The organism is Gilliamella sp. B14384G10 (assembly GCF_016101685.1).
Lineage (GTDB): Bacteria > Pseudomonadota > Gammaproteobacteria > Enterobacterales > Orbaceae > Gilliamella > Gilliamella apis_A.
Genome location: NZ_JACFQA010000001.1, coordinates 647551 through 668132, shown reverse-complemented (window position 1 = coordinate 668132; position 20582 = coordinate 647551). Strand labels below are relative to the sequence as shown.

Below are 20582 nucleotides of genomic sequence, written 5' to 3'. Positions count from 1 at the left end.
ACTTTGATAGATCAAATATTCATTTCGGTTTTTACTTGTTTCACCCAATTATTAATGCGTTCTTCGGTTAATTCTGGTTGACGATCTTCATCAATGGCTAAACCAACAAAATGATTATCATCAACTAAACTTTTCGATGCTTCAAAGCTGTATCCTTCTGTTGACCAATGACCAACAATTTTTGCTCCTTTAGGTTCGATAATATCGCGAATCGTTCCCATCGCATCACAAAAATATTCAGCGTAATCTTCTTGATCGCCACAGCCAAAAATTGCTACAGTTTTACCATTAAAATCAATTTGTTCCAAATTAGGGAAAAAATCGTCCCAATCAGCTTGAGATTCGCCATAATACCAAGTTGGGATACCAAAAAATAAGCAGTCATATTTTTCGATATGTTCTTTTGTAGTTTTTGCAATATCGAAAAGATCTGCTTTATCTGTACCTAAAATATGTTGGATTTGTTTAGCTACATTCTCTGTATTACCGGTGTCACTACCAAAAAAGATTCCAACTTGTGTCATATTTTTACCTTTACTGTTTTTACAATATCAATATATTTTTGAGTATATCATTGTCGGTAGTTATCAGCAATAATTCTCAATTACTATAAACATAAGTAATTATTTACTACACAATCTTTACATCTTGAATTAAAATTAGCCACTATTTTTGGCAATCAAAGCTTTGGGATTTATTTATGAACTTGCATGAGTATCAATCAAAACACCTATTTAAACAGTATAATTTGCCAGTGCCCGAAGGTTATGTATGTAACTCTATTGATGAAATACAAGAAACCTTGGCTGAACTTTCCTCGCAAACAACGACCAGCGTTTGGGTTGCAAAATGTCAAGTACATGCTGGGGGACGAGGTAAATCTGGTGGGGTCATTTGTACTAAGGATTTTAATGAAATAAAGCTTTTTGCTGAAAAATGGCTAGGCCAGTATTTAGTCACTTATCAAACAACATCTAAAGGTCAACCCGTTAATCAGATTTTAATTGAGAAGGCCTCCAATATAGCTAAAGAGCTTTATTTGGGTGCAGTAATTGATCGTAGTAGCAAACGCATTGTGGTGATGGCATCGACCGAAGGTGGCGTTGATATTGAAAAAGTTGCTGAAACTTCGCCGCATTTAATTCACAAGATATCGCTTGACCCATTAACAGGACCATGCGGTTATCAAGGTCGTGAACTCGCATTCAAGCTCGGTCTTAGCGGTAAACTAGTCAATCAATTTGCCAAATTATTTGTCAATTTTGCTAATCTTTTTATCAATAATGATGTTTCATTAGCTGAGGTAAATCCTTTAGTTATTACTGATTCACAAGAATTAATTTGTTTAGATGCTAAAGTTGTGTTAGATGATAATGCTATGTTCAGACATCCTGAATTAGCAATATTAAGAGATACTACCCAAGAAGATGAACGTGAATCAATTGCAGCTAAACAAGGTATTAGCTATGTTTCACTGGAAGGTAATATCGGTTGTATGGTTAATGGTGCCGGCCTGGCGATGGCAACAATGGATATGATCAAACTTTATGGTGGTGAGCCAGCGAACTTTTTAGATGTAGGCGGCGGCACAACGAAAGAGCGCGTAGCGGAAGCGTTCAAATTAATTTTATCAGATAAAAATGTCAAAGCTATTTTAGTCAATATTTTTGGTGGTATTGTTCGTTGTGATCTTATTGCTAATGGCATTATTGATGCAATTAAAGAGATAGGTTTGACCGTGCCTGTTGTTGTTCGTCTTGAAGGTAATAATGCTGAGCTAGCAAGAGAGATTTTGGCTAAAAGCGAATTGAATGTTATCACAGCAAAAGGTTTAGTCGATGCAGCCCAACAAATTGTTGCTGTTGCACAATAATAGGATGGGTGGAGAATAATTATTATGTCAATTTTGATTAATCAAGAAACAAAAGTGATTTGTCAGGGATTCACAGGCAGTCAAGGTACTTTCCATTGTGAGCAAGCAATTGCTTATGGAACAAAAATCGTTGGTGGCGTAACGCCAGGTAAAGGCGGTACCATGCATTTAGGCTTACCTGTGTTTAATACGGTTAAAGAAGCTGTTGCCGCAACAGGTGCAACAGCAACGGTGATTTATGTCCCTGCTGCATTTGGAAAAGATTCGATTTTAGAAGCAATTGATGCAGGTATCAAACTAATAGTATGTATTACAGAAGGTATTCCTACTTTAGATATGCTTATCGTGAAACAAAAATTAGTCGAAAATGATGTTGTTATGATAGGGCCTAACTGTCCTGGAATTATTGTTCCTGATGAGTGTAAAATCGGTATTATGCCTGGACATATTCATTTGGCAGGAAAAGTAGGTATTGTTTCTCGTTCAGGGACTTTGACTTATGAAGCGGTAAAACAGACTACCGATATCGGATTAGGCCAATCAGTTTGTGTTGGAATTGGCGGTGATGCTATCCCAGGTAGTGATTTTATCTCCATTCTAAAATTACTTCAGCAAGATCCTAAGACAGAGGCTATTGTTATGATAGGTGAAATTGGCGGTAGTGCTGAAGAAGAAGCCGCTAATTATATCAAACAAAATGTCACTAAGCCTGTTATCGCTTATATTGCTGGTGTTTCGGCACCTGCAGGTAAACGTATGGGCCATGCGGGAGCAATCATTTCAGGAAATAAAGGGACGGCTGCCGATAAAACTAAAGCATTACAAGCCGCAGGAATCATTGTCGTAAATAGTTTGGCGGAAATCGGTGAAACGGTAAAAAAACTTCTTTAGTTTCATTTTTTTGACATTCATCAAGTTTTATTTTTACAATAATATTGTAAAATACAATAAATAACGACAGAAAATTTGTGGGTATTTAAGGATAAAAGGGAGCACGTTATGTTTGATATTGTAGAATTATCAAGACTTCAGTTTGCACTCACCGCAATGTATCATTTTATTTTTGTTCCATTAACGCTAGGTATGGCGTTTATGCTTGCAATTATGGAAACAGTATATGTGGTTAGTGGCAAGCAAGTTTGGAAAGATATGACTAAATTCTGGGGTAAACTATTCGGTATTAATTTTGCCGTTGGTGTTGCTACCGGTTTAACCATGGAGTTCCAATTTGGAACTAACTGGTCTTATTACTCGCATTATGTTGGTGATATATTTGGTGCACCGCTTGCGATTGAAGGATTAATGGCATTTTTCTTAGAATCAACGATGGTTGGTTTATTCTTTTTTGGCTGGGATAGATTAAGTCGTGGTAAACATTTAATGGTTACCTGGTGTGTGGCTTTTGGTTCTAATTTCTCAGCACTTTGGATTTTAGTTGCCAATGGTTGGATGCAATTTCCAATCGGTTCAGACTTTAACCCAATCACCTCTCGTATGGAAATGGCCAGTTTCTTTGAATTAATTACTAATACTGTCGCACAATACAAGTTTGTTCACACTGTTGCGGCTGGGTATTTAACCGGTGCAATCTTTGTTTTAAGTATTAGTTCATATTATCTATTGAAAAAACGAGATTTGCCTTTTGCAAAACGTTCTTTTGCTGTAGCAGCTGTGTTTGGTTTTATTATGTCAATTGTTGTTGCAATCATGGGGGATGAGGCAGGTCATGAGTTGACAACTGTACAACCAGCAAAACTTGCGGCAATTGAAGGTGAATGGGAAACTCAACCTGCACCAGCATCATTTAATGTTATCGCATTCCCGTCACAAGAGAAGAAAGAAAATTTATTTGCCCTTGAAATTCCTTATATAATGGGAATCATGACAACTCGTTCATTCGATACCCAAGTTACTGGTTTAAGAGATATCTTAACTAATAATGAAACTCGAATTCGTAATGGTATTCTCGCTTATACGAATTTGGAAAAAATTCAGAAAGGTGATCAGGATCCTACTGTCTTAAAAGCCTTTGAAGATAATAAAGTTGATTTAGGTTATGGTTATTTAGTTAAACGTTATACTGATCGTGATAATTTAACCATTCCGGAAGCGACTGAACAACATATTAAAGCTGCGACCGAAGATTCAATCCCTACCGTATGGCCACTTTTCTGGGCATTTAGAGGTATGGTTGGTTTGGGCTTATTAATGATTTTAGGTACCGGACTTGCTGTATGGACAACCTATAAAGGTCGAATTGGTGAAAAACGTTGGTTATATCGTTTACTTCTATTATCTTTACCATTCCCTTGGTTAGCATGTGAATGTGGTTGGTTTGTTGCTGAATATGGTCGTCAACCATGGGCAATTCAAGATATTTTACCAACAGGTGTCGCTAATTCCTCGCTAACAGCAGGTGAGGTATTATTTACTATGGTGCTAATTTGTGGACTTTATACTCTGTTCTTGGTTGCTGAACTGTTCTTGATGTTTAAGTTTGCACGATTAGGGCCTAGTTCATTAGGTACTGGTAGCTACCATTATGAAAAAACACAATCAATATCGGAATAAGGCATAGGGAGTATATACAATGATTGATTACGAAATTGTACGCGTCATCTGGTGGGTGTTGATTAGTGTTGTTTTAATCGCTTTCGTTATCACTGATGGCTTCGATATGGGGGTAGGAATTTTATTACCTTTTATTGGCAAAACCGATACTGAACGCCGAATCATGATAAATGCAATCGCACCACACTGGGATGGAAACCAAGTTTGGTTAATCACCGGTGGTGCAGGTATTTTTGCAGCATGGCCTACGGCTTATGCGGTATCTTTTTCAGGTTTTTATATTGCGATGGTTTTAGTGCTCTGTTCGCTATTCTTTAGACCAATTGGTTTTGATTACCGTAGTAAACTGGAAAATTCTAAATGGCGTAATATGTGGGACATAGCAATCTTTTTCGGTAGTTTTGTGCCAGCACTTGTTTTCGGCGTCGCATTTGGAAATTTATTAGAAGGTGTACCATTTAGATTTGATATTAGTAAACGTGCTTTTTATGATGGTTCATTCTTTGAATTATTGAATCCATTTGCAATATTAGCTGGTATTGTGAGTTTGATGTTAATCGTTGCTCATGGCGGTGCTTGGTTGCAAATGAAAACTTCAGGCGAACTTTACTTAAGAGCAAGAAAAGCAACGCAAATAGCAAGTTTGGTTATGCTAATTGCCTTTGTATTGGCTGGTGTTTGGGTTGCATTCGGTATTCATGGCTATGAAATTACAAGTGCTATAGATCATAATGGAGTATCAAATCCATTAGCTAAAACTGTATCAACAGATTCTTCATGGTTAAATAATTACATGAATTATCCTATTTTATGGGCGGTTCCAGCATTAGGCGTATTATTACCATTATTAACTATTTTCTTTTCTAGTGTGAATAAAAATGGATTAGTGTTTTTATCTTCTTCACTAACTATTGCTTGTGTATTACTTACCTATGGAATTGCAACATTCCCATTCATTATGCCATCAAGCATTATGCCAAACGCTAGTTTGACTATTTGGGATGCAACTTCTAGTCAATTAACACTTAATATTATGTTTGGTGTTGTGGTAATCTTTTTACCAATTGTTCTTTTCTACACTATCTGGTCTTACATTAAAATGTTTGGGCGTTTAGATAAAAACCATATAGAAAATAATAAACATTCACTTTATTAAGGATTAATTATGTATTACGTTTTATGGTTCATTGGAATAATTGCAGCTTGTATGTTAGCTGTTGTTACTGGACTTTTGGTTGAAAATTCTAGTAATGAAAAAGAAACTAACAATAAATAATATAATAAAATAAAAAATATAAAGGTGGCAAATTGTCACCTTTTTACTTATAAGTCTGAACGATATATAAATAATTCACAAATGATAATTGTTTTCATTTAACTATTTTTATATCATAGTGCAGCGAATTTCATATTCAGATATAATATGGTTAATTTTTTAGCCTAAATTAAATCGAATAATATGAAACAATTCAATTGGAATGCAAGAGTCTATTATGAAGACACAGATGCTGGTGGGGTAGTTTATCATGCTCGGTATCTTGCTTTTTTTGAGCGAGCTAGAACAGAAATGCTTAGGCAACTGGATATTAGTCAACAAAAGTTGCTGCAAGAAGGTATTGCTTTTGTTGTTAAAAAGATGGATATTAGCTACGACTTTCCAGCACGTTTAGATGATATGTTATCTATCAGCACTAAGATTGAACAAATTCGTAAGGCGTCTATTATTTTTAAACAGACAATTTTAAACCAGAATAAGCAAATTATCAGCAGTGCTGATGTGGTGATTGCTTGTGTCAATATGACTAAAATGAAGCCTTGTGCGCTTCCAAAGTCATTATTTTTGGAGTTAATTTAAGTGAATATTATTGATCTATTTTTACAGGCAGGATTTTTAGTACAAGGCGTTATGCTATTGTTACTCATGTTTTCTGTTATGTCTTGGGCTTTTATTTTTCAACGTAGTAGCGTTTTAAGCAAGGCTAAAAAACAAGTTGAGCAATTTGACAATAGTTTTTGGGCTGCTGATGACTTAAATGTGCTCTTTGATAAAGCAAAATTCAATAAAGAAGAGATCTGTGGTACAGAACATATTTTCTATTCGGGATTTAAAGAGTTTTCTCGTTTATATCAAATTAATCCAAATATGCCAGAAGCAGCGTTAGATGGCGCATCTCGTTCAATGCGTTTAGCGATGAATCGTGAATTAGATAATTTAGAATTGCATATACCTTTTTTAGGTACTGTAGGGTCAATTAGCCCATATATTGGTTTATTTGGTACTGTTTGGGGAATTATGCATGCTTTTATTTCACTTGGCGAGGTCAAGCAAGCAACATTGCAAATGGTTGCTCCCGGTATTGCTGAAGCGTTAATTGCGACCGCTATTGGTTTATTTGCCGCGATTCCTGCTGTTTTAGCTTATAACCGATTATCATTGCGTGTAAGTCGAATGGAACAAAGTTATTTGAATTTTATTGATGAGTTTTCATCAATTTTACAACGTCAAGCAGTAGCTGTTAGGAAATAATTATGAGCAGACGTTCACGTTATTCAACCAAATCAGAGATCAATATTGTACCTTTGTTAGATGTATTATTAGTATTGGTGTTGATTTTTATGGCTACAGCCCCAATAATAAGCCAAAGTGTTGAAGTTGATCTTCCAGAAGCAACAGAATCAAAAACTGTTTCGCCTTCTGATAATAAACCTATAATTATCGAAGTATCTGGGGTAGGGGTGTATGCAATTATTATAGATCAGAATCGACAATCGAATATTCCTCAAGAGCAAATTGTTGCGGAAGTTAAGCAGCAAATGTCGCTTAATGATAAAGCTGTTTTTTTAGTTGGTGGTGCGAAACAAGTTCCTTATGAAGAGATTATAAAGGCTTTAAATTTGCTTCAATCAGCAGGTGTCAAATCTGTTGGTTTGATGACTCAACCAATTTAACTTAATAATTATTAAATATAAAAATGTCAGCAATGTCTAGTAAGTTAAACTCAAAATTAAGTTTACCGGTTATCATTTCCATTCTTTTACATGGCATATTAATTATTGCCTTGGGATATAAGTTTGTAAGTGATACTGGTGAAAACTATGGTACTATCAATGGTAATTCGATTGATGCTATCATGATTGATCCATCGGTTATGACCGAACAATATCAAAGACAATTGCAGACTAAAACTAATCAACAAAAAGCAGATCAAAAGAGTCAAGAACTTTTAGATAAACAAATAAAAGAACTCACTGAAAAAGCGGAAGCAGAAAAAGCCGCAGTAGAAAAGGCAGCAGCAGAAAAGGCTGCCGCTGAAAAAGCAGCAACTGAAAAAGCCGCTGCAGAAAAGGCAGCAGCAGAAAAGGCTGCCGCTGAGAAAGCTGCCGCTGAAAAGGCTGCCGCTGAAAAAGCCGCTGCAGAAAAGGCAGCAGCAGAAAAGGCTGCCGCTGAAAAAGCCGCTGCAGAAAAGGCAGCAGCAGAGAAAGCCGCCGCTGAAAAGGCAGCAGCAGAAAAAGTCGCTGCTGAAAAAGCAGCTGCAGAAAAAGTCGCTGCTGAGAAAGCTGCCGCTGAAAAGGCAGCAGCAGAAAAAGCTGCCGCTGAAAAAGTAGCAGCAGAAAAAGCTGCCGCTGAAAAAGTAGCAGCAGAAAAAGTCGCTGCTGAAAAGGCAGCAGCTGAAAAAGCTGCCGCTGAAAAAAAAGCTAAACAGAAGGCTGAGCAAGCTAAAAAAGATAAAGCTCTCAATGATCTTTTAGGTGGGCTTACCTCAGGAACACCAAGTTCTGGAGGAGCAGCTAGTCGTAAAGGTGTATCCGATGGTGAGCTAGATAAATATAAATCGTTAGTACAAAATGCAATAAGTAATAAATTTATTAACCCACCAAATGTTTATCGTGGCAAAACTTGTGAATTACAAATTCAGATAGCACCTGATGGACTATTGCTTAATGTCACTTCAAAAGGTGGTGATGCTGATCTATGTAGAGAAGCGCTTGCTGCAACTAAATTAGCGGTTATACCAAAACCAGCAAGTAGTTTTTATAGTGAAGTAAAAACCATGAATATCGAATTTCAACCAAAGTAAATAATTTGATAGTTATCTGATTTTTAAAATTTATTTATGTTATGTCATTTATTGATGAATAAATATTCCGCATCTTGATAATCTGATATTGAAAATTTACTAATCACCCCAATATATTCTCTATTCATTTCCGAATTAAGTTTTTATGTAAAAGAAGGAGCAGAATATGACAACAATTGTCAGTGTTCGTCGTGAAGGTCAAGTCGTTATTGGTGGCGATGGACAAGTTACATTAGGTGAGCGCATTATTATGAAAGGTAATGCTCGTAAAGTTCGCCGATTGTACAACAACAAAGTGATTGCAGGATTTGCTGGAGGTACTGCTGATGCTTTTACGCTATTTGAATTATTTGAGAGAAAGCTAGAAATGCATCAAGGTCATTTAACTAAGGCTGCTGTAGAGCTAGCTAAAGATTGGCGGACAGATAGAATGCTTCGTAAATTAGAAGCACTACTTGCCGTTGCAGATGAAAGCGCATCGTTGATTATCACCGGTACTGGAGATGTAATTCAACCAGAAGATGATTTGATAGCGATTGGATCTGGTGGACCTTATGCTCAAGCAGCTGCAAGAGCCTTATTAGATAATACCTCATTATCTGCACATGATATTGTGCAAAAATCTCTATCAATAGCGGGTGATATTTGTGTTTACACAAATAACTTCCAAACTATTGAAGAGCTTAATTACTAATTAATCTGATTTAAGAGAAATACTACTATGTCTGAAATGACTCCTCGCGAAATTGTAAGCGAACTAAACCAACATATTATTGGACAAGATAAAGCAAAACGTTCTGTTGCCATTGCTTTACGTAATCGCTGGCGTCGTATGCAACTTGATGAAGCATTACGTCATGAAGTTACGCCAAAAAATATTCTTATGATCGGTCCTACAGGGGTAGGTAAAACTGAAATTGCTAGGCGATTAGCTAAATTAGCTCATGCACCTTTTATTAAAGTAGAGGCTACCAAATTTACTGAAGTTGGTTATGTCGGTAAAGAAGTTGACTCGATTATTCGAGATCTTACTGACTCTGCTGTGAAAATGATTCGCCAAGAAGCTATCGAAAAAAATCGTAATCGAGCTGAAGAACTAGCTGAAGAGCGTATTTTAGATGTGCTTGTTCCTCCAGCTAAAGATGGCTGGGGGCAAGTTGAAAATAATAATGATTCAACAGCTAGACAAGCATTTAGAAAAAAATTACGTGAAGGTGCACTTGACGATAAAGAAATTGAAATTGAAGTAGCTGGCGTCAATATTGGTGTTGAAATTATGGCTCCTCCAGGTATGGAAGAGATGACTAATCAACTACAGTCTATGTTCCAAAATTTAGGTGGTCAAAAAACTAAAGCGCGTAAAATGAAGATCAAAGATGCCTTCAAACAGCTAATAGAAGAAGAGGCCGCGAAGTTGGTTAATCCTGATGATCTTAAACACGAAGCCATTGAAGCTGTTGAGCAAAATGGAATTGTATTTATCGATGAGATCGATAAAGTATGTAAACGAGGTAATTCATCTGGACCGGATGTTTCTCGCGAAGGTGTGCAACGCGATTTACTACCACTTGTTGAAGGTTGTACCGTTTCAACTAAACATGGTTCAGTAAAAACTGATCATATTTTGTTTATTGCATCGGGCGCGTTCCAAACTGCTAATCCGTCAGATTTAATTCCTGAGTTGCAAGGACGTTTACCAATTCGAGTTGAATTACAAGCGTTAACAAGCGAAGATTTTGAACGAATTCTAACTGAACCAAATGCATCATTGACAGTCCAATATAAAGCATTAATGGCAACTGAAGGCGTTAATATTGACTTTACACCGGATGGCATTCGTAAAATTGCTGAATCTGCTTGGCAAGTTAATGAACAAAATGAAAATATTGGTGCTCGTCGTTTGCATACAGTGCTTGAACGTTTAATGGAAGATGTCTCTTTCGAGGCCAGTGAATTGGGTGGTCAAACTATCACAATTGATGCTAAATATGTTAGTGATCATCTAGATAAGCTTGTTGCAGATGAAGATTTGAGCAAGTTCATTTTATAATAAAAGATGTTGTTAAATTAAAAGGTGAGTTAGATAACTCACCTTTTTTATCTTTATTATTTAGTTAATGAGAAATTTATTTCTTTAGTAATCCGCCTAATATATCGACTGCTTTAGACTTTAATTTGTCTTTGTCTTTATCCTTGCCATTGCGATTTTCTAATTTATCACGTAGTTTATCTAAACGCTGTTGTAATTTATCACTAAACACATCGGACAGTATTTGAGCTATATCTAACTGATAGCGTAAATTAGAAAACTGACCATATATACGTAGTGGTATAGTCACTTTCTGTAATTTGGCAATGGTGTCGCTTTTACTATTCCAACCACCAAGCAACTTGATATTTAAATTAACATCCAAATCATGATTAAGCATTCCCACTTTGCCTGAACCACTTATTATATCTAAGGTTTCTGAATTGGCATTGAGCGAATTAAGTTCTATATTACCTTGATTTAAATAAGCATTGGTGTTGATTTTATGAAACTCAGTATATTTCTTTTGATTACCCGATTTGTCATTGCCGTTGCCATATTTTGCAGCTGCACTTTCGATAATATTTTGAATATTAATGTTATTCAATTTAGCATTGGTAATGACGATATTCGCATTACCTTTGAGACTTTCTAATAATTTATTTGTTGTTAAGCTATTGGTTTCTAATATCCCTGAAGCATTAAATATACCATCTAGATCATACGCCATATCCATTTGGGTAAAAAAAGAATTTAAATTAATATTGTTAATTTTGGTATTAAGTTTAATCTGTGGTGTTTTCTGTTTGCCGTTAGCAGTGCCAGTTGCGGTTATATGTCCATTAGCAAAATCAAAATTTAAATCTTTAAATGTCGCTATTCCATCCTGATTATCAACGTTTAGTTTAACATTGTTCATGATGATTTTATTTGCTTTAATTTCCTTGATATTTATCGTTGTTTTGCCATCAAATGCATTAAGAATACTTAATTGATTATTATCTTTGGCAACACTAGAAACAACAGGTGAAGTTTGTTGTACGGGAATGTCTTTGTTTGATTTTGCATTTTGTTGTAAAAAAGGCGTTAAATCTAATTTTTCTGAACTCAATTGTAAATCGACGTATGGTTTATTATCAAAAAGAGTATTGATTTTACTGGTAAAATTATTGTCGTTAACGGAAAAAACTAATTTTTGGCTATTTAATTGCTTAGGGCTTTGTTGATAATTAAATACACCAGTTGCACTTCCTTTGAGTGCTTTGTTTGAACTCGCAATGCCGTTATAGCTGTAATCTAACTTTTTAAGGTCGATAATGGCTTTTTCTGGGAATTGAGTTAAATCGACATTGGCATTAACCGAATAAAATAGATCTTGCTGATTTTTATCAATATTTCCTTTTAATTCGATTGAAAGATTCTTATCGTTATTTTGTTCTAATAACAAATTGATATTTCTGAAATTTATCAAATCATTATTATATTGTAATGCCACCGTACTATCGGCTATTTCAAATTTATTTAAGCTGAATTTCCAATTAGATACATTCTTTTTATTTTCAGATATATCTGTGTTTGGTTGCGATGGAGGAGTTAGAGTTTGGGTATATTTTTTAGCATTATCACCTTTACTTTCGTCAGTAATATTGATTAATGCTGATTTGATAAATACATTTTTAATCGCTAAATTTTTTGAAAAAAGAGGTAGAAGTTCAACATCAAGTCGCATATTGTCAGCAGTTAATAGCGGTTTTGTTGCACCGGTATCAGATAATTTAACTGCATCAGTTAAGATGCTGACCTGAGGCCAGATATGCCAGCGTAAATCACCTTCGATAGTTAATTCATAACCGGTTTTATCTTTTACTGTTTGAGATATATATCCGCGAAAATGATTTGGATCAACAAACACAATAAGGGAAACAATGCTGATAACAATAACCAAAATTAAGATAAATAGAATAACCAGTATTTTTTTTATCATATGAATGTTCCTATATTAAGGTTATGGATGTTATTAATCTTTATCAATACGACTGGCAACAGCGCCATGTTGGTCTTTATATTTAGCATCTTGTCTTCGATTATATGGTCGTGCGGCTGGGCCACTAAGGGTTTCAAAACTTAGTGCACCAATCGTCATGCCTGGTCTGAGTGCTACTGGGATTTTTCCAGAATTGTAAAATTCTAAAACGATCTGGCCATGCCAGCCTGGATCAATGCGATGGGCAGTAACGTGAACCATAAGTCCTAGACGCGCTAACGATGAACGCCCATCTAACCAACCAACTAAATCATCAGGGATGGTTACTGATTCAAGCGTTACGGCTAAAGCTAACTCGCCAGGATGTAAATAGAAAGCATCACCTTCAGATAGTATCATCTCTTCGCTCATGACACGCTCTAAAACAGCAGAAACTTCTTCTTTTGGACCACTTAAATCAATATAGGGGGTAGTATGTTCTTTAAAAGTGCGAAATTGATTACCAAGTCGAACGTCAACAGTTGCACCATTAATACAACTTAGTTCTGGTTGTGGCGTGATTTTTAATTTACCACTATCTAAATATGCTTCAATATCACGGTCACATAATCTCATAAGTTATCCTTAATTCTGCTTTTTAACGTATTCTAGCAGGTTCTTTTGTTGACGTCGATGTTGGTAAATTAAGGTTTGATAACCCAAGCTCGGCCAAAATGATTATAGTAACCAGCTTGTTTACCAGCTTTATCACCAATGCCTAAATAAAGATCAAAATGATGGCCTTTAATTGCACCACCAACATCAAGTGCCACCATCAATCGTACTTCTCGTCTACCACGATACTGACCATCATTATCGAGAAGTGGTACATCCACTAATACGACAGAACCTGTTGGTACTAATAATTTATCTGATGCCACTGAAGCATTAGCAATTAAAGGTACTGCGGCAGATCCTTTTACTTCAGCATTATATTGTGGTTTAAAAAAGACAAATGATCGATTTTGAATCAATAGCGTTTTAAGTTGTTTTTCACTTTTATTTTTAGCCCAATTTTTAATTGCTTGAATGGACATATCTTCCTTGGCTATTTCTCCCTGCTCAACTAATAAACGCCCGATACTTGAGTAACCGTGACCATTTTTACCACCATAACAGAAGAAAACTAATGGTGTGCCATCTTCAAAATCAATATAGGCACTTCCTTGTACTTCCATTATAAAGTTATCCATTAATGAATTACTGTAAGCAATTTCGAGCCCTTTACCGGTTAATGCTCCATTATAGATTTGTTCACGACTTGGTAAGCGACCTTTGGACTTAGCTGGCATTCTATAAATTGGATATTTAAATTCACCGGTTGGTTGGTGTCTAGCTTTGATTACCGGAGTATAATAACCAGTTAAATGAACATTGCCATATCCATCTTTACCTGCCATTTCATAGCTTTTTAGCCCTACTTTATGGAATTCTGCTGAACCTAGCGAGCGATTAATCCAAGCGTCAACAGCTTTATAAATATGTTCATTTCTCTGATACAGCGAAGGTGATGTTGTTCTTAATTTTTCAACTTGAATAGTATAATCAGAAATATTGACTGGAACGGCTAATTGGGGATGGCTGATATTGAAATCATTGGCTAGTTTTCCATCTCTAAATTGCTTACTTTTTGCATTTGAATCACTTTGACAGCCAGTCAATAATGATAGAATTAATAAAATAGATAATATGAAAATATTAGATTTACAGTTGTTTTCTTTCATTTTGAATAATTTATTGTAGTTAGTTATATGATATAGTTGGTTATGCTACACAATTATATTATAAGAGACTATCAATAATTATTAGAATGTCATAAAAAGTTTTGATAACGATTCAGCTTGCGATTTGAGGCTATTAACTTTATAGTCATCTATTCCACATAAAAATAGAAAATTGTAAAAACGATAGGTAATCAATAAGATGAACACTACGTCTTCAAATCAAGATCTTAAGCGAAATCTCTCCAGCCGACACATTCAATTAATAGCAATTAGTGGTGCAATTGGTACGGGTTTATTTATGGGCTCAGGAAAGACGATTAGTCTTGCTGGACCATCTATTATTTTTGTCTACATGATTATTGGGTTTGTTTTATTTTTTGTTATGCGAGCAATGGGCGAAATTTTATTGTCCAATTTGAATTATAAATCTTTCAGTGATTTTGCTAACGATTTATTAGGTCCGTGGGCAGGTTTTTTTACTGGTTGGACCTATTGGTTTTGTTGGGTTATTACTGGAATTGCTGATGTTGTGGCTATCGCAGGATATGCACAGCATTGGTTTCCTGAGCTACAAGCGTGGATCCCGATGCTACTTACTGTCATCGTTCTATTAACCTTGAATTTGTTGACGGTAAAAATGTTTGGTGAAACTGAGTTTTGGTTTTCGATGATTAAAATTGTCGCTATTTTAGCTTTAATTGCTATTGGACTTGTTTTAGTTGTTACCGCCTATCATTCGGAACAAACTAATACTACTGCTGCATTTTCTAATCTTTGGCAATATGGTGGTTTCTTCCCTCATGGTACTATGGGTTTTTTTGCAGGTTTCCAAATTGCAATTTTTGCTTTTGTCGGGATTGAGTTAGTTGGAACGACGGCAGCTGAAACCCTCGATCCGAATAAAAATTTACCTCGAGCGATCAATTCCGTGCCAGCCCGTATTATTTTCTTCTATGTCTTTGCGTTGATTATCATTATGAGCGTAACGCCTTGGCAGTTTATTTCACCAAATAAAAGTCCATTTGTTGAGTTGTTTACATTAATTGGCTTACCTGCTGCAGCCAGTGTTATTAACTTTGTGGTACTTACTTCAGCTGCCTCTTCTGCTAATAGTGGTATTTATTCAACCAGTCGAATGTTATTTGGCCTTGCTAAAAAGCAGGATGCACCTGAACCATTTGGTAAATTATCAAGACGTTCTGTTCCTGCTAATGGCTTGCTATTTTCATGTACTTGCTTGTTTGGTGGGGTAGTACTGATTTATTTAGTACCTAATGTTATGGAAGCATTTACCATTGTAACGACTATTTCTGCAATATTATTTATGTTTATTTGGTCGATGATTTTAATTTCTTATATTGCCTATCGTCGTAAAAAAGCTAAATTACATCTAGAATCACAATTTAAGATGCCGGGTGGCGTTTTAATGTGTTTTATTTGCCTTGCTTTTTTTGCTTTTGTGATTGTGTTATTAACTTTTGAAACAGATACTTGCCAAGCACTTATGGCAACACCTATTTGGTTTGTTATTTTAGGTATTAGTTACTATATTCGATCATTAAAACGGGTATAACTTTTAATTCTTAGTCGGCAGGTTGCCTGCCGATTATCTCCTCATATCTTATTTTTTTGTTTGGTTAGGCCAAATAACACTCGCAATAATACCTAACAATAATATACCTAATACCACATAAAGACTGGTGGTTGGGCTAATACTAATTCCATAACCAAATAGATGTTCAGTTGCATTTAAAGCAAGTTTTGCGGCAATAAAAAATAATAGGCAAATTACTGCTTTACCTAAATGAACAAGATATTGTTGCATTGCCTCTAAAACAAAATACATGGTTCGTAAGCCTAAAATAGCGAATATCATTGCACTATATACAATTAATGGCTCTTGGCTAACCGCAATTACTGCAGGGACCGAATCAAATGCAAACATAACATCACTTAACTCAATCACAACGATACATAAGAAGAGTGGTGTTGCATATAATGCACTTTTGGGCATTTTGCTGGTCAGTTCACTATTCTCTGGTTTGGCTAGTTCGATGTTGAGTTGTTTTTGTGTTAATAAGAAATGGTGCCCGACTATTTTAGGGTAGGAAGGAAAAATACGTTTAGCAATACGATAAGCAAAATGTTCTGAATAATCTTTTATCTCATCATCATTGCCTTGGTTTTTTAGCATCATCAATCCAGTTAAGGCAACCACGACAGAGAAAACCAGCTCCATCCAAGGCCCTAAGGATAATAGACCAGTACCAATAATGACAAAAACAGCTCGGAAGATGATTGCACCAATTACTCCCCAATAAAGTAACCGATGTCGATAATTGTTGGGGATAGCAAACCAAGAAAACAGTGCCATAATAACAAATAAATTATCAACAGAGAGTGCTTTTTCAAGTACATAACCAGTAATAAACAGGCTAGCTATTTCACTACCGTGATGTATATACAGATACAGCGCAAATCCTAACGCCACGAAAATCCAAAATAAAGACCACATAACTGCACTAGTTAAGCTAATGGGCTTATCATTATGATGAGCGTATAAATCAATTATAATCGCAGCTAAAGCCAAAACGATAAACATCAGCACGGTTTCAATGGGAAAGCCTAATGAATGTTGAATCATAGCTATGTTACCTATATTAAGTTATTTTTTTGAAATAAATAGAAAAATATTATGAGTATTGATATTTGGAACATATTTTTAAAAGTGATTGAGTATATATTGATAGGCCAAGCAAAAAAAGATATATTTATCATCTTTACTTAACTATCATTATTCAATACTCATGTGAGCATACGTTCATGACTAATATAAAGGTATCTTTTTTCTTCATTGTTACTTTTTTTTCATGTTTATTACCAGCACAGTCAGTGGAACCATATATCTCATCCTTACCTAAAGGAAGTGATTTATCCATTTTAGTGCAAACTGTTGAGGGAAAACCTAAAACTTTAGCAAAATACAAAAGTGATCAATTTAAACAACCTGCTAGTACGCAAAAAGTAATAACGGCATTAGCTGCACAACTTGAACTTGGTGACAATTTTCGGTTTATTACTGGTATGTATACCAATGGTTCTCTAAATAATAAACAGCTTAGTGGTGATCTTATTATCAAGTTGAGTGGGGATCCAACTTTTAATCGTGCTAGGTTAAAGAATATGATTACCGCTTTACGTCAAAAAGGCGTAGAAAAGATCTCAGGTAATGTTATTTTAGATACTTCTATTTTTGCTAGTCATGATAAAGCAGAAGGTTGGTCATGGAATAATTTAACTGCTTGTTATAATGCCCCTGCATCGGCAGCAACAATTGATGATAACTGCTTTGTTGCAACCATTACTCCAGGTAAAACTGGTTCCAAAGCTTCGATATCAGTATCACCTAATATACCGGTTATGGTTACAGGTGATGTCAGAACAATTGCTGCCAATAGCAAAGATTTAAATGATAGATATTGTGAACTTGATGTTAGTGCTGATAAAAATCGTTACCATTTATCTGGTTGTATCGCGTCGAATGCTGATAAAACACCATTAAAGTTTGCGGTAATTGATCCAACCGAATATTTTTCAACAATTTTAAAAAATGAACTAAAACAACAAAAGATTACTTTTAATGGTCGAGTTGTTGAAAGAAAACAAAAAGCAGCAGGTGGGTTAACATTACTGACTTCAAGCCAATCAGCGCCACTTTCAGAGTTATTAACCGTCATGCTCAAAAAATCAAATAATTTATATGCTGATACTATTTTTAGAACCTTAGGTGCGCATTATTATAATGTGTCTGGAACTTGGCGTAATGGTGGTGATGCGGTAAAACAAATTTTACGTAAAAAAGCCGGAATTGATTTAGAAAATTTAGTTATTGCCGATGGTTCTGGTTTATCACGTCTAAACTTGGTTAGTGCGAATAAATTAATGGAGATTTTGCAATATATTTCTGTACATAATAATCAATTAGCTTTTATTGAAAAATTACCGATTGCTGGCGTAGATGGAACGTTACAAAATCGTAAAAGTTTTAATCAAGCTCCATTTAAAGAAGCGATTATGGCTAAAACGGGTTATATTCAAGGTAGCTATAATTTAGCTGGGTTTATTCAAAAATCAGATGGTCGTTATATTGCCTTTGTTCAGTTATTATCCGGCTATCGAGCTGATAGTCAAGGTGAGCCAAAAAATGGTGCAATTATGCGATTTGAATCTGAATTTTATAAAAACTTTATTAATTAATATATAGAATTAGTATAAGGGCGATGTTTAATCGCCCTTATATTTTTAGTTAGAAATTATCCGCTAGGAAGCCACCACTTTGATGTTTCCAAAGTTGTGCATAAAGACCATTTTTACTGAGTAATTCTTGATGTGTTCCTTGTTCAATGATTTTACCTTGATCTAAAACGATTAATCGATCCATTGCTGCGATCGTTGATAAGCGATGGGCAATAGCAATAACCGTTTTACCTTCCATTAAGGTATATAAACTTTCTTGGATGGCTTGTTCAATTTCAGAATCCAGTGCACTTGTAGCTTCATCTAATAACAATATTGGCGCATTTTTTAAAATAACACGAGCAATAGCAATCCGTTGACGTTGTCCGCCAGATAATTTAATTCCTCGTTCACCAACAAAAGCATCATAGCCAGTTCTACCATTAGCATCAACTAAACCTTCAATAAAACTGTCTGCATGGGCTTTTTGGGCAGCGATTATCATCTCTTGTTCAGTAGCATGATTATTTCCGTATAGTAAATTGTCTCTTACTGAACGATGTAACAGCGACGTATCTTGGGTTACCATACCAATTTGAGCGCGTAAACTCTCTTGATTTACTTTAGTGATATTCTGACCATCAATGGTGATCTCACCATGTTGTAAATCATAAAATCGCAACAATAAATTGATTAATGTTGATTTGCCAGCTCCAGATCTGCCAACTAAACCAATTTTTTCCCCAGGTTTGATGGTTAAATTTAAATTCTCAATAATTGCATTATTTAGTTTTTCATCGTAACTGAAATCTATCTGTTTAAATTCAATTTTACCTTCAGTTACTTTAAGTGTAGGTGCATTTGGTTGATCAACAACCGTTTTCGCTGCAGAAAATGTATTAATACCATCTTTAACTACGCCAATGTTTTCAAATAGTGAAGCCATTTCCCACATAATCCAATGTGAAAATCCATTTAATCTTAGCGCTACTGCGGTTGTGGTTGCAATTGCACCGACACCAACGAAATCATTGCTCCATAACCATAATGATAAGCCGGTAGTGCCCAGGACTAGGAAAATAGACAATAAATGATTAACAATTTCAAAGCTACTGACTAAACGCATTTGCTTATTAACTGTAACCATAAATTCATCCATCGATTCTTGTGCATATTTTGCCTCATTACCTGCATGAGAAAACAGTTTTACCGTCATGATATTTGTGTAAGCATCTGTTACACGGCCAGTCATGGTTGAACGCGCATCTGCTTGCATACTTGCTACTTTACTTAATCGTGGAATGAAGTAATACATAGCAATGCCATAAAAAAAACACCAGACTATAAATGGAACTAATAACCAAAGATCTAATTGACCTATGATTGTTGCCATGGTGATAAATGAAATTAGAACATAAATAAAGATATCAGCGACTAAAAAGCAAGTATCTCTTACAGCAAGAGCGGTTTGCATGACTTTTGCTGATATTCTACCGGCGAATTCATCTTGAAAAAAACGCATGCTTTGATTTAGTACTAATCTGTGCAAATTCCAACGTAAACGCATTGGAAAATTTCCAGCTAAGCATTGATGCTTAATGATGGTTTGTAAGGCAATAATAATCGTGCTAGCTAATATAATGATGGCAAATACGATTAAAGTTGTTTTTTCTTGTTGCCAAAATTGATTTGGTGATACAGCAGCAAGCCAATCAACAACTTTACCAAGTGCTGCATATAAAAATGCCTCAAATGCACCAGCTAGCGCACTCAATATTATTAATAGTAATAAGAAACAGCGAGTTCCTTTAGTGGATTGCCAAATAAAGCTAAAAAAATCTTTAGCCATTGGTTGTGGTTCATCTTTGGGATAAGGTGATACCAATTTTTCAAAAAATCGATACATAGTTGACCTAATTAGTTAAAAGGTTATTCACTGATAATTTATCAATGATATAAAAAGTGAGGTTTGTGTTGCTAAATACTTATTGCTGTAGTTGCAAACATAAATCTGAAATTAGTAAATTAAAATCACTTGAATATATAC

Annotated in this window: 19 protein-coding genes; 13 read left to right on the top strand and 6 right to left on the bottom strand. The window is 35.2% G+C overall.

Features of this window, described 5'->3' with window-relative positions; genetic code table 11:
- Positions 1–11: 11 nt before the first annotated feature.
- The gene (gene fldA / locus H3T54_RS03015; protein WP_198200739.1) at positions 12–524 is read right to left on the bottom strand and encodes a flavodoxin FldA; all 513 of its coding nucleotides are present in this window, start codon (positions 522–524) and stop codon (positions 12–14) included.
- 176 nt (positions 525–700) lie between these two features.
- Between fldA and sucC the strand changes: the two genes are divergently transcribed.
- From sucC to hslU, 11 genes are all read left to right on the top strand, one after another.
- Positions 701–1873, top strand: coding sequence for an ADP-forming succinate--CoA ligase subunit beta (gene sucC / locus H3T54_RS03010; RefSeq protein ID WP_198200737.1), 1173 nt, complete (start codon positions 701–703; stop codon positions 1871–1873).
- Positions 1874–1897: 24 nt separating this feature from the next.
- Positions 1898–2764: a succinate--CoA ligase subunit alpha gene (gene sucD / locus H3T54_RS03005; protein WP_198220845.1), complete on the top strand. Its 867-nt coding sequence runs from the start codon at positions 1898–1900 to the stop codon at positions 2762–2764.
- Between the two features lie 108 nt (positions 2765–2872).
- Entirely contained in the window at positions 2873–4444 is a 1572-nt protein-coding gene (locus tag H3T54_RS03000) for a cytochrome ubiquinol oxidase subunit I (RefSeq protein WP_110447258.1), read from the top strand.
- Between the two features lie 19 nt (positions 4445–4463).
- On the top strand, positions 4464–5600 hold the full coding sequence (cydB, locus tag H3T54_RS02995) for a cytochrome d ubiquinol oxidase subunit II (protein ID WP_198200733.1): 1137 nt from the start codon (positions 4464–4466) through the stop codon (positions 5598–5600).
- Positions 5601–5609: 9 nt separating this feature from the next.
- Positions 5610–5720, top strand: coding sequence for a cytochrome bd oxidase small subunit, CydX/CbdX family (locus tag H3T54_RS12040; protein WP_110447260.1), 111 nt, complete (start codon positions 5610–5612; stop codon positions 5718–5720).
- Positions 5721–5903: 183 nt separating this feature from the next.
- On the top strand, positions 5904–6299 hold the full coding sequence (gene ybgC, locus H3T54_RS02985) for a tol-pal system-associated acyl-CoA thioesterase (RefSeq protein WP_198200729.1): 396 nt from the start codon (positions 5904–5906) through the stop codon (positions 6297–6299).
- A gap of 51 nt (positions 6300–6350) precedes the next feature.
- Positions 6351–6971 (top strand): protein TolQ, encoded by a 621-nt coding sequence (gene tolQ, locus H3T54_RS02980; protein WP_232350151.1) that lies wholly within the window; start codon positions 6351–6353, stop codon positions 6969–6971.
- Positions 6972–6973: 2 nt separating this feature from the next.
- Positions 6974–7393, top strand: coding sequence for a colicin uptake protein TolR (tolR, locus tag H3T54_RS02975; RefSeq protein WP_086364301.1), 420 nt, complete (start codon positions 6974–6976; stop codon positions 7391–7393).
- A gap of 32 nt (positions 7394–7425) precedes the next feature.
- Positions 7426–8523, top strand: a complete 1098-nt coding sequence (gene tolA / locus H3T54_RS02970; protein WP_232351488.1) for a cell envelope integrity protein TolA — start codon at positions 7426–7428, stop codon at positions 8521–8523.
- A 166-nt stretch (positions 8524–8689) separates the two neighbouring features.
- Positions 8690–9217: an ATP-dependent protease subunit HslV gene (gene hslV, locus H3T54_RS02965; RefSeq protein ID WP_025316169.1), complete on the top strand. Its 528-nt coding sequence runs from the start codon at positions 8690–8692 to the stop codon at positions 9215–9217.
- Positions 9218–9244: 27 nt separating this feature from the next.
- Positions 9245–10573 carry an HslU--HslV peptidase ATPase subunit gene (hslU, locus tag H3T54_RS02960; RefSeq protein WP_110447264.1) on the top strand — a complete coding sequence of 443 codons (1329 nt, stop codon included), beginning with the start codon at positions 9245–9247 and terminating at the stop codon, positions 10571–10573.
- Positions 10574–10649: 76 nt separating this feature from the next.
- Here the strand turns inward: hslU and asmA are convergent, their stop codons facing one another.
- From asmA to mltA, 3 genes are all read right to left on the bottom strand, one after another.
- A complete protein-coding gene (gene asmA / locus H3T54_RS02955) occupies positions 10650–12536 on the bottom strand; it encodes an outer membrane assembly protein AsmA (protein WP_198220840.1) in 1887 nt (628 codons plus the stop codon).
- Between the two features lie 33 nt (positions 12537–12569).
- The gene (dcd, locus tag H3T54_RS02950; RefSeq protein ID WP_065650757.1) at positions 12570–13151 is read right to left on the bottom strand and encodes a dCTP deaminase; all 582 of its coding nucleotides are present in this window, start codon (positions 13149–13151) and stop codon (positions 12570–12572) included.
- 68 nt (positions 13152–13219) lie between these two features.
- Positions 13220–14299 carry a murein transglycosylase A gene (mltA, locus tag H3T54_RS02945; protein ID WP_198200720.1) on the bottom strand — a complete coding sequence of 360 codons (1080 nt, stop codon included), beginning with the start codon at positions 14297–14299 and terminating at the stop codon, positions 13220–13222.
- A 199-nt stretch (positions 14300–14498) separates the two neighbouring features.
- Here mltA and cycA point away from each other — a divergent pair, with 199 nt between their 5' ends.
- On the top strand, positions 14499–15872 hold the full coding sequence (gene cycA, locus H3T54_RS02940) for a D-serine/D-alanine/glycine transporter (protein ID WP_198220838.1): 1374 nt from the start codon (positions 14499–14501) through the stop codon (positions 15870–15872).
- Between the two features lie 48 nt (positions 15873–15920).
- Here the strand turns inward: cycA and H3T54_RS02935 are convergent, their stop codons facing one another.
- On the bottom strand, positions 15921–16943 hold the full coding sequence (locus H3T54_RS02935) for a TerC/Alx family metal homeostasis membrane protein (protein ID WP_198200706.1): 1023 nt from the start codon (positions 16941–16943) through the stop codon (positions 15921–15923).
- A 179-nt stretch (positions 16944–17122) separates the two neighbouring features.
- Here H3T54_RS02935 and dacB point away from each other — a divergent pair, with 179 nt between their 5' ends.
- On the top strand, positions 17123–18556 hold the full coding sequence (dacB, locus tag H3T54_RS02930; RefSeq protein ID WP_198220836.1) for a serine-type D-Ala-D-Ala carboxypeptidase: 1434 nt from the start codon (positions 17123–17125) through the stop codon (positions 18554–18556).
- A gap of 49 nt (positions 18557–18605) precedes the next feature.
- Here the strand turns inward: dacB and H3T54_RS02925 are convergent, their stop codons facing one another.
- Positions 18606–20441 (bottom strand): ABC transporter ATP-binding protein, encoded by a 1836-nt coding sequence (locus H3T54_RS02925; protein WP_198220833.1) that lies wholly within the window; start codon positions 20439–20441, stop codon positions 18606–18608.
- Between the last annotated feature and the right edge of the window lie 141 nt (positions 20442–20582).

Bases quoted from the DNA above. Each gene is read 5' to 3' on its own strand.
- H3T54_RS02935 (WP_198200706.1), bottom strand. From the start codon at position 16,943: ATGATTCAACATTCATTAGGCTTTCCCATTGAAACCGTGCTGATGTTT.
- cycA (WP_198220838.1), top strand. From the start codon at position 14,499: ATGAACACTACGTCTTCAAATCAAGATCTTAAGCGAAATCTCTCCAGC.
- hslV (WP_025316169.1), top strand. From the start codon at position 8,690: ATGACAACAATTGTCAGTGTTCGTCGTGAAGGTCAAGTCGTTATTGGT.
- tolQ (WP_232350151.1), top strand. From the start codon at position 6,351: ATGCTATTGTTACTCATGTTTTCTGTTATGTCTTGGGCTTTTATTTTT.
- asmA (WP_198220840.1), bottom strand. From the start codon at position 12,536: ATGATAAAAAAAATACTGGTTATTCTATTTATCTTAATTTTGGTTATT.
- fldA (WP_198200739.1), bottom strand. From the start codon at position 524: ATGACACAAGTTGGAATCTTTTTTGGTAGTGACACCGGTAATACAGAG.
- sucD (WP_198220845.1), top strand. From the start codon at position 1,898: ATGTCAATTTTGATTAATCAAGAAACAAAAGTGATTTGTCAGGGATTC.
- ybgC (WP_198200729.1), top strand. From the start codon at position 5,904: ATGAAACAATTCAATTGGAATGCAAGAGTCTATTATGAAGACACAGAT.
- tolA (WP_232351488.1), top strand. From the start codon at position 7,426: ATGTCTAGTAAGTTAAACTCAAAATTAAGTTTACCGGTTATCATTTCC.
- tolR (WP_086364301.1), top strand. From the start codon at position 6,974: ATGAGCAGACGTTCACGTTATTCAACCAAATCAGAGATCAATATTGTA.
- H3T54_RS02925 (WP_198220833.1), bottom strand. From the start codon at position 20,441: ATGTATCGATTTTTTGAAAAATTGGTATCACCTTATCCCAAAGATGAA.
- cydB (WP_198200733.1), top strand. From the start codon at position 4,464: ATGATTGATTACGAAATTGTACGCGTCATCTGGTGGGTGTTGATTAGT.
- sucC (WP_198200737.1), top strand. From the start codon at position 701: ATGAACTTGCATGAGTATCAATCAAAACACCTATTTAAACAGTATAAT.
- H3T54_RS12040 (WP_110447260.1), top strand. From the start codon at position 5,610: ATGTATTACGTTTTATGGTTCATTGGAATAATTGCAGCTTGTATGTTA.
- hslU (WP_110447264.1), top strand. From the start codon at position 9,245: ATGTCTGAAATGACTCCTCGCGAAATTGTAAGCGAACTAAACCAACAT.
- dacB (WP_198220836.1), top strand. From the start codon at position 17,123: ATGACTAATATAAAGGTATCTTTTTTCTTCATTGTTACTTTTTTTTCA.
- mltA (WP_198200720.1), bottom strand. From the start codon at position 14,299: ATGAAAGAAAACAACTGTAAATCTAATATTTTCATATTATCTATTTTA.
- dcd (WP_065650757.1), bottom strand. From the start codon at position 13,151: ATGAGATTATGTGACCGTGATATTGAAGCATATTTAGATAGTGGTAAA.
- H3T54_RS03000 (WP_110447258.1), top strand. From the start codon at position 2,873: ATGTTTGATATTGTAGAATTATCAAGACTTCAGTTTGCACTCACCGCA.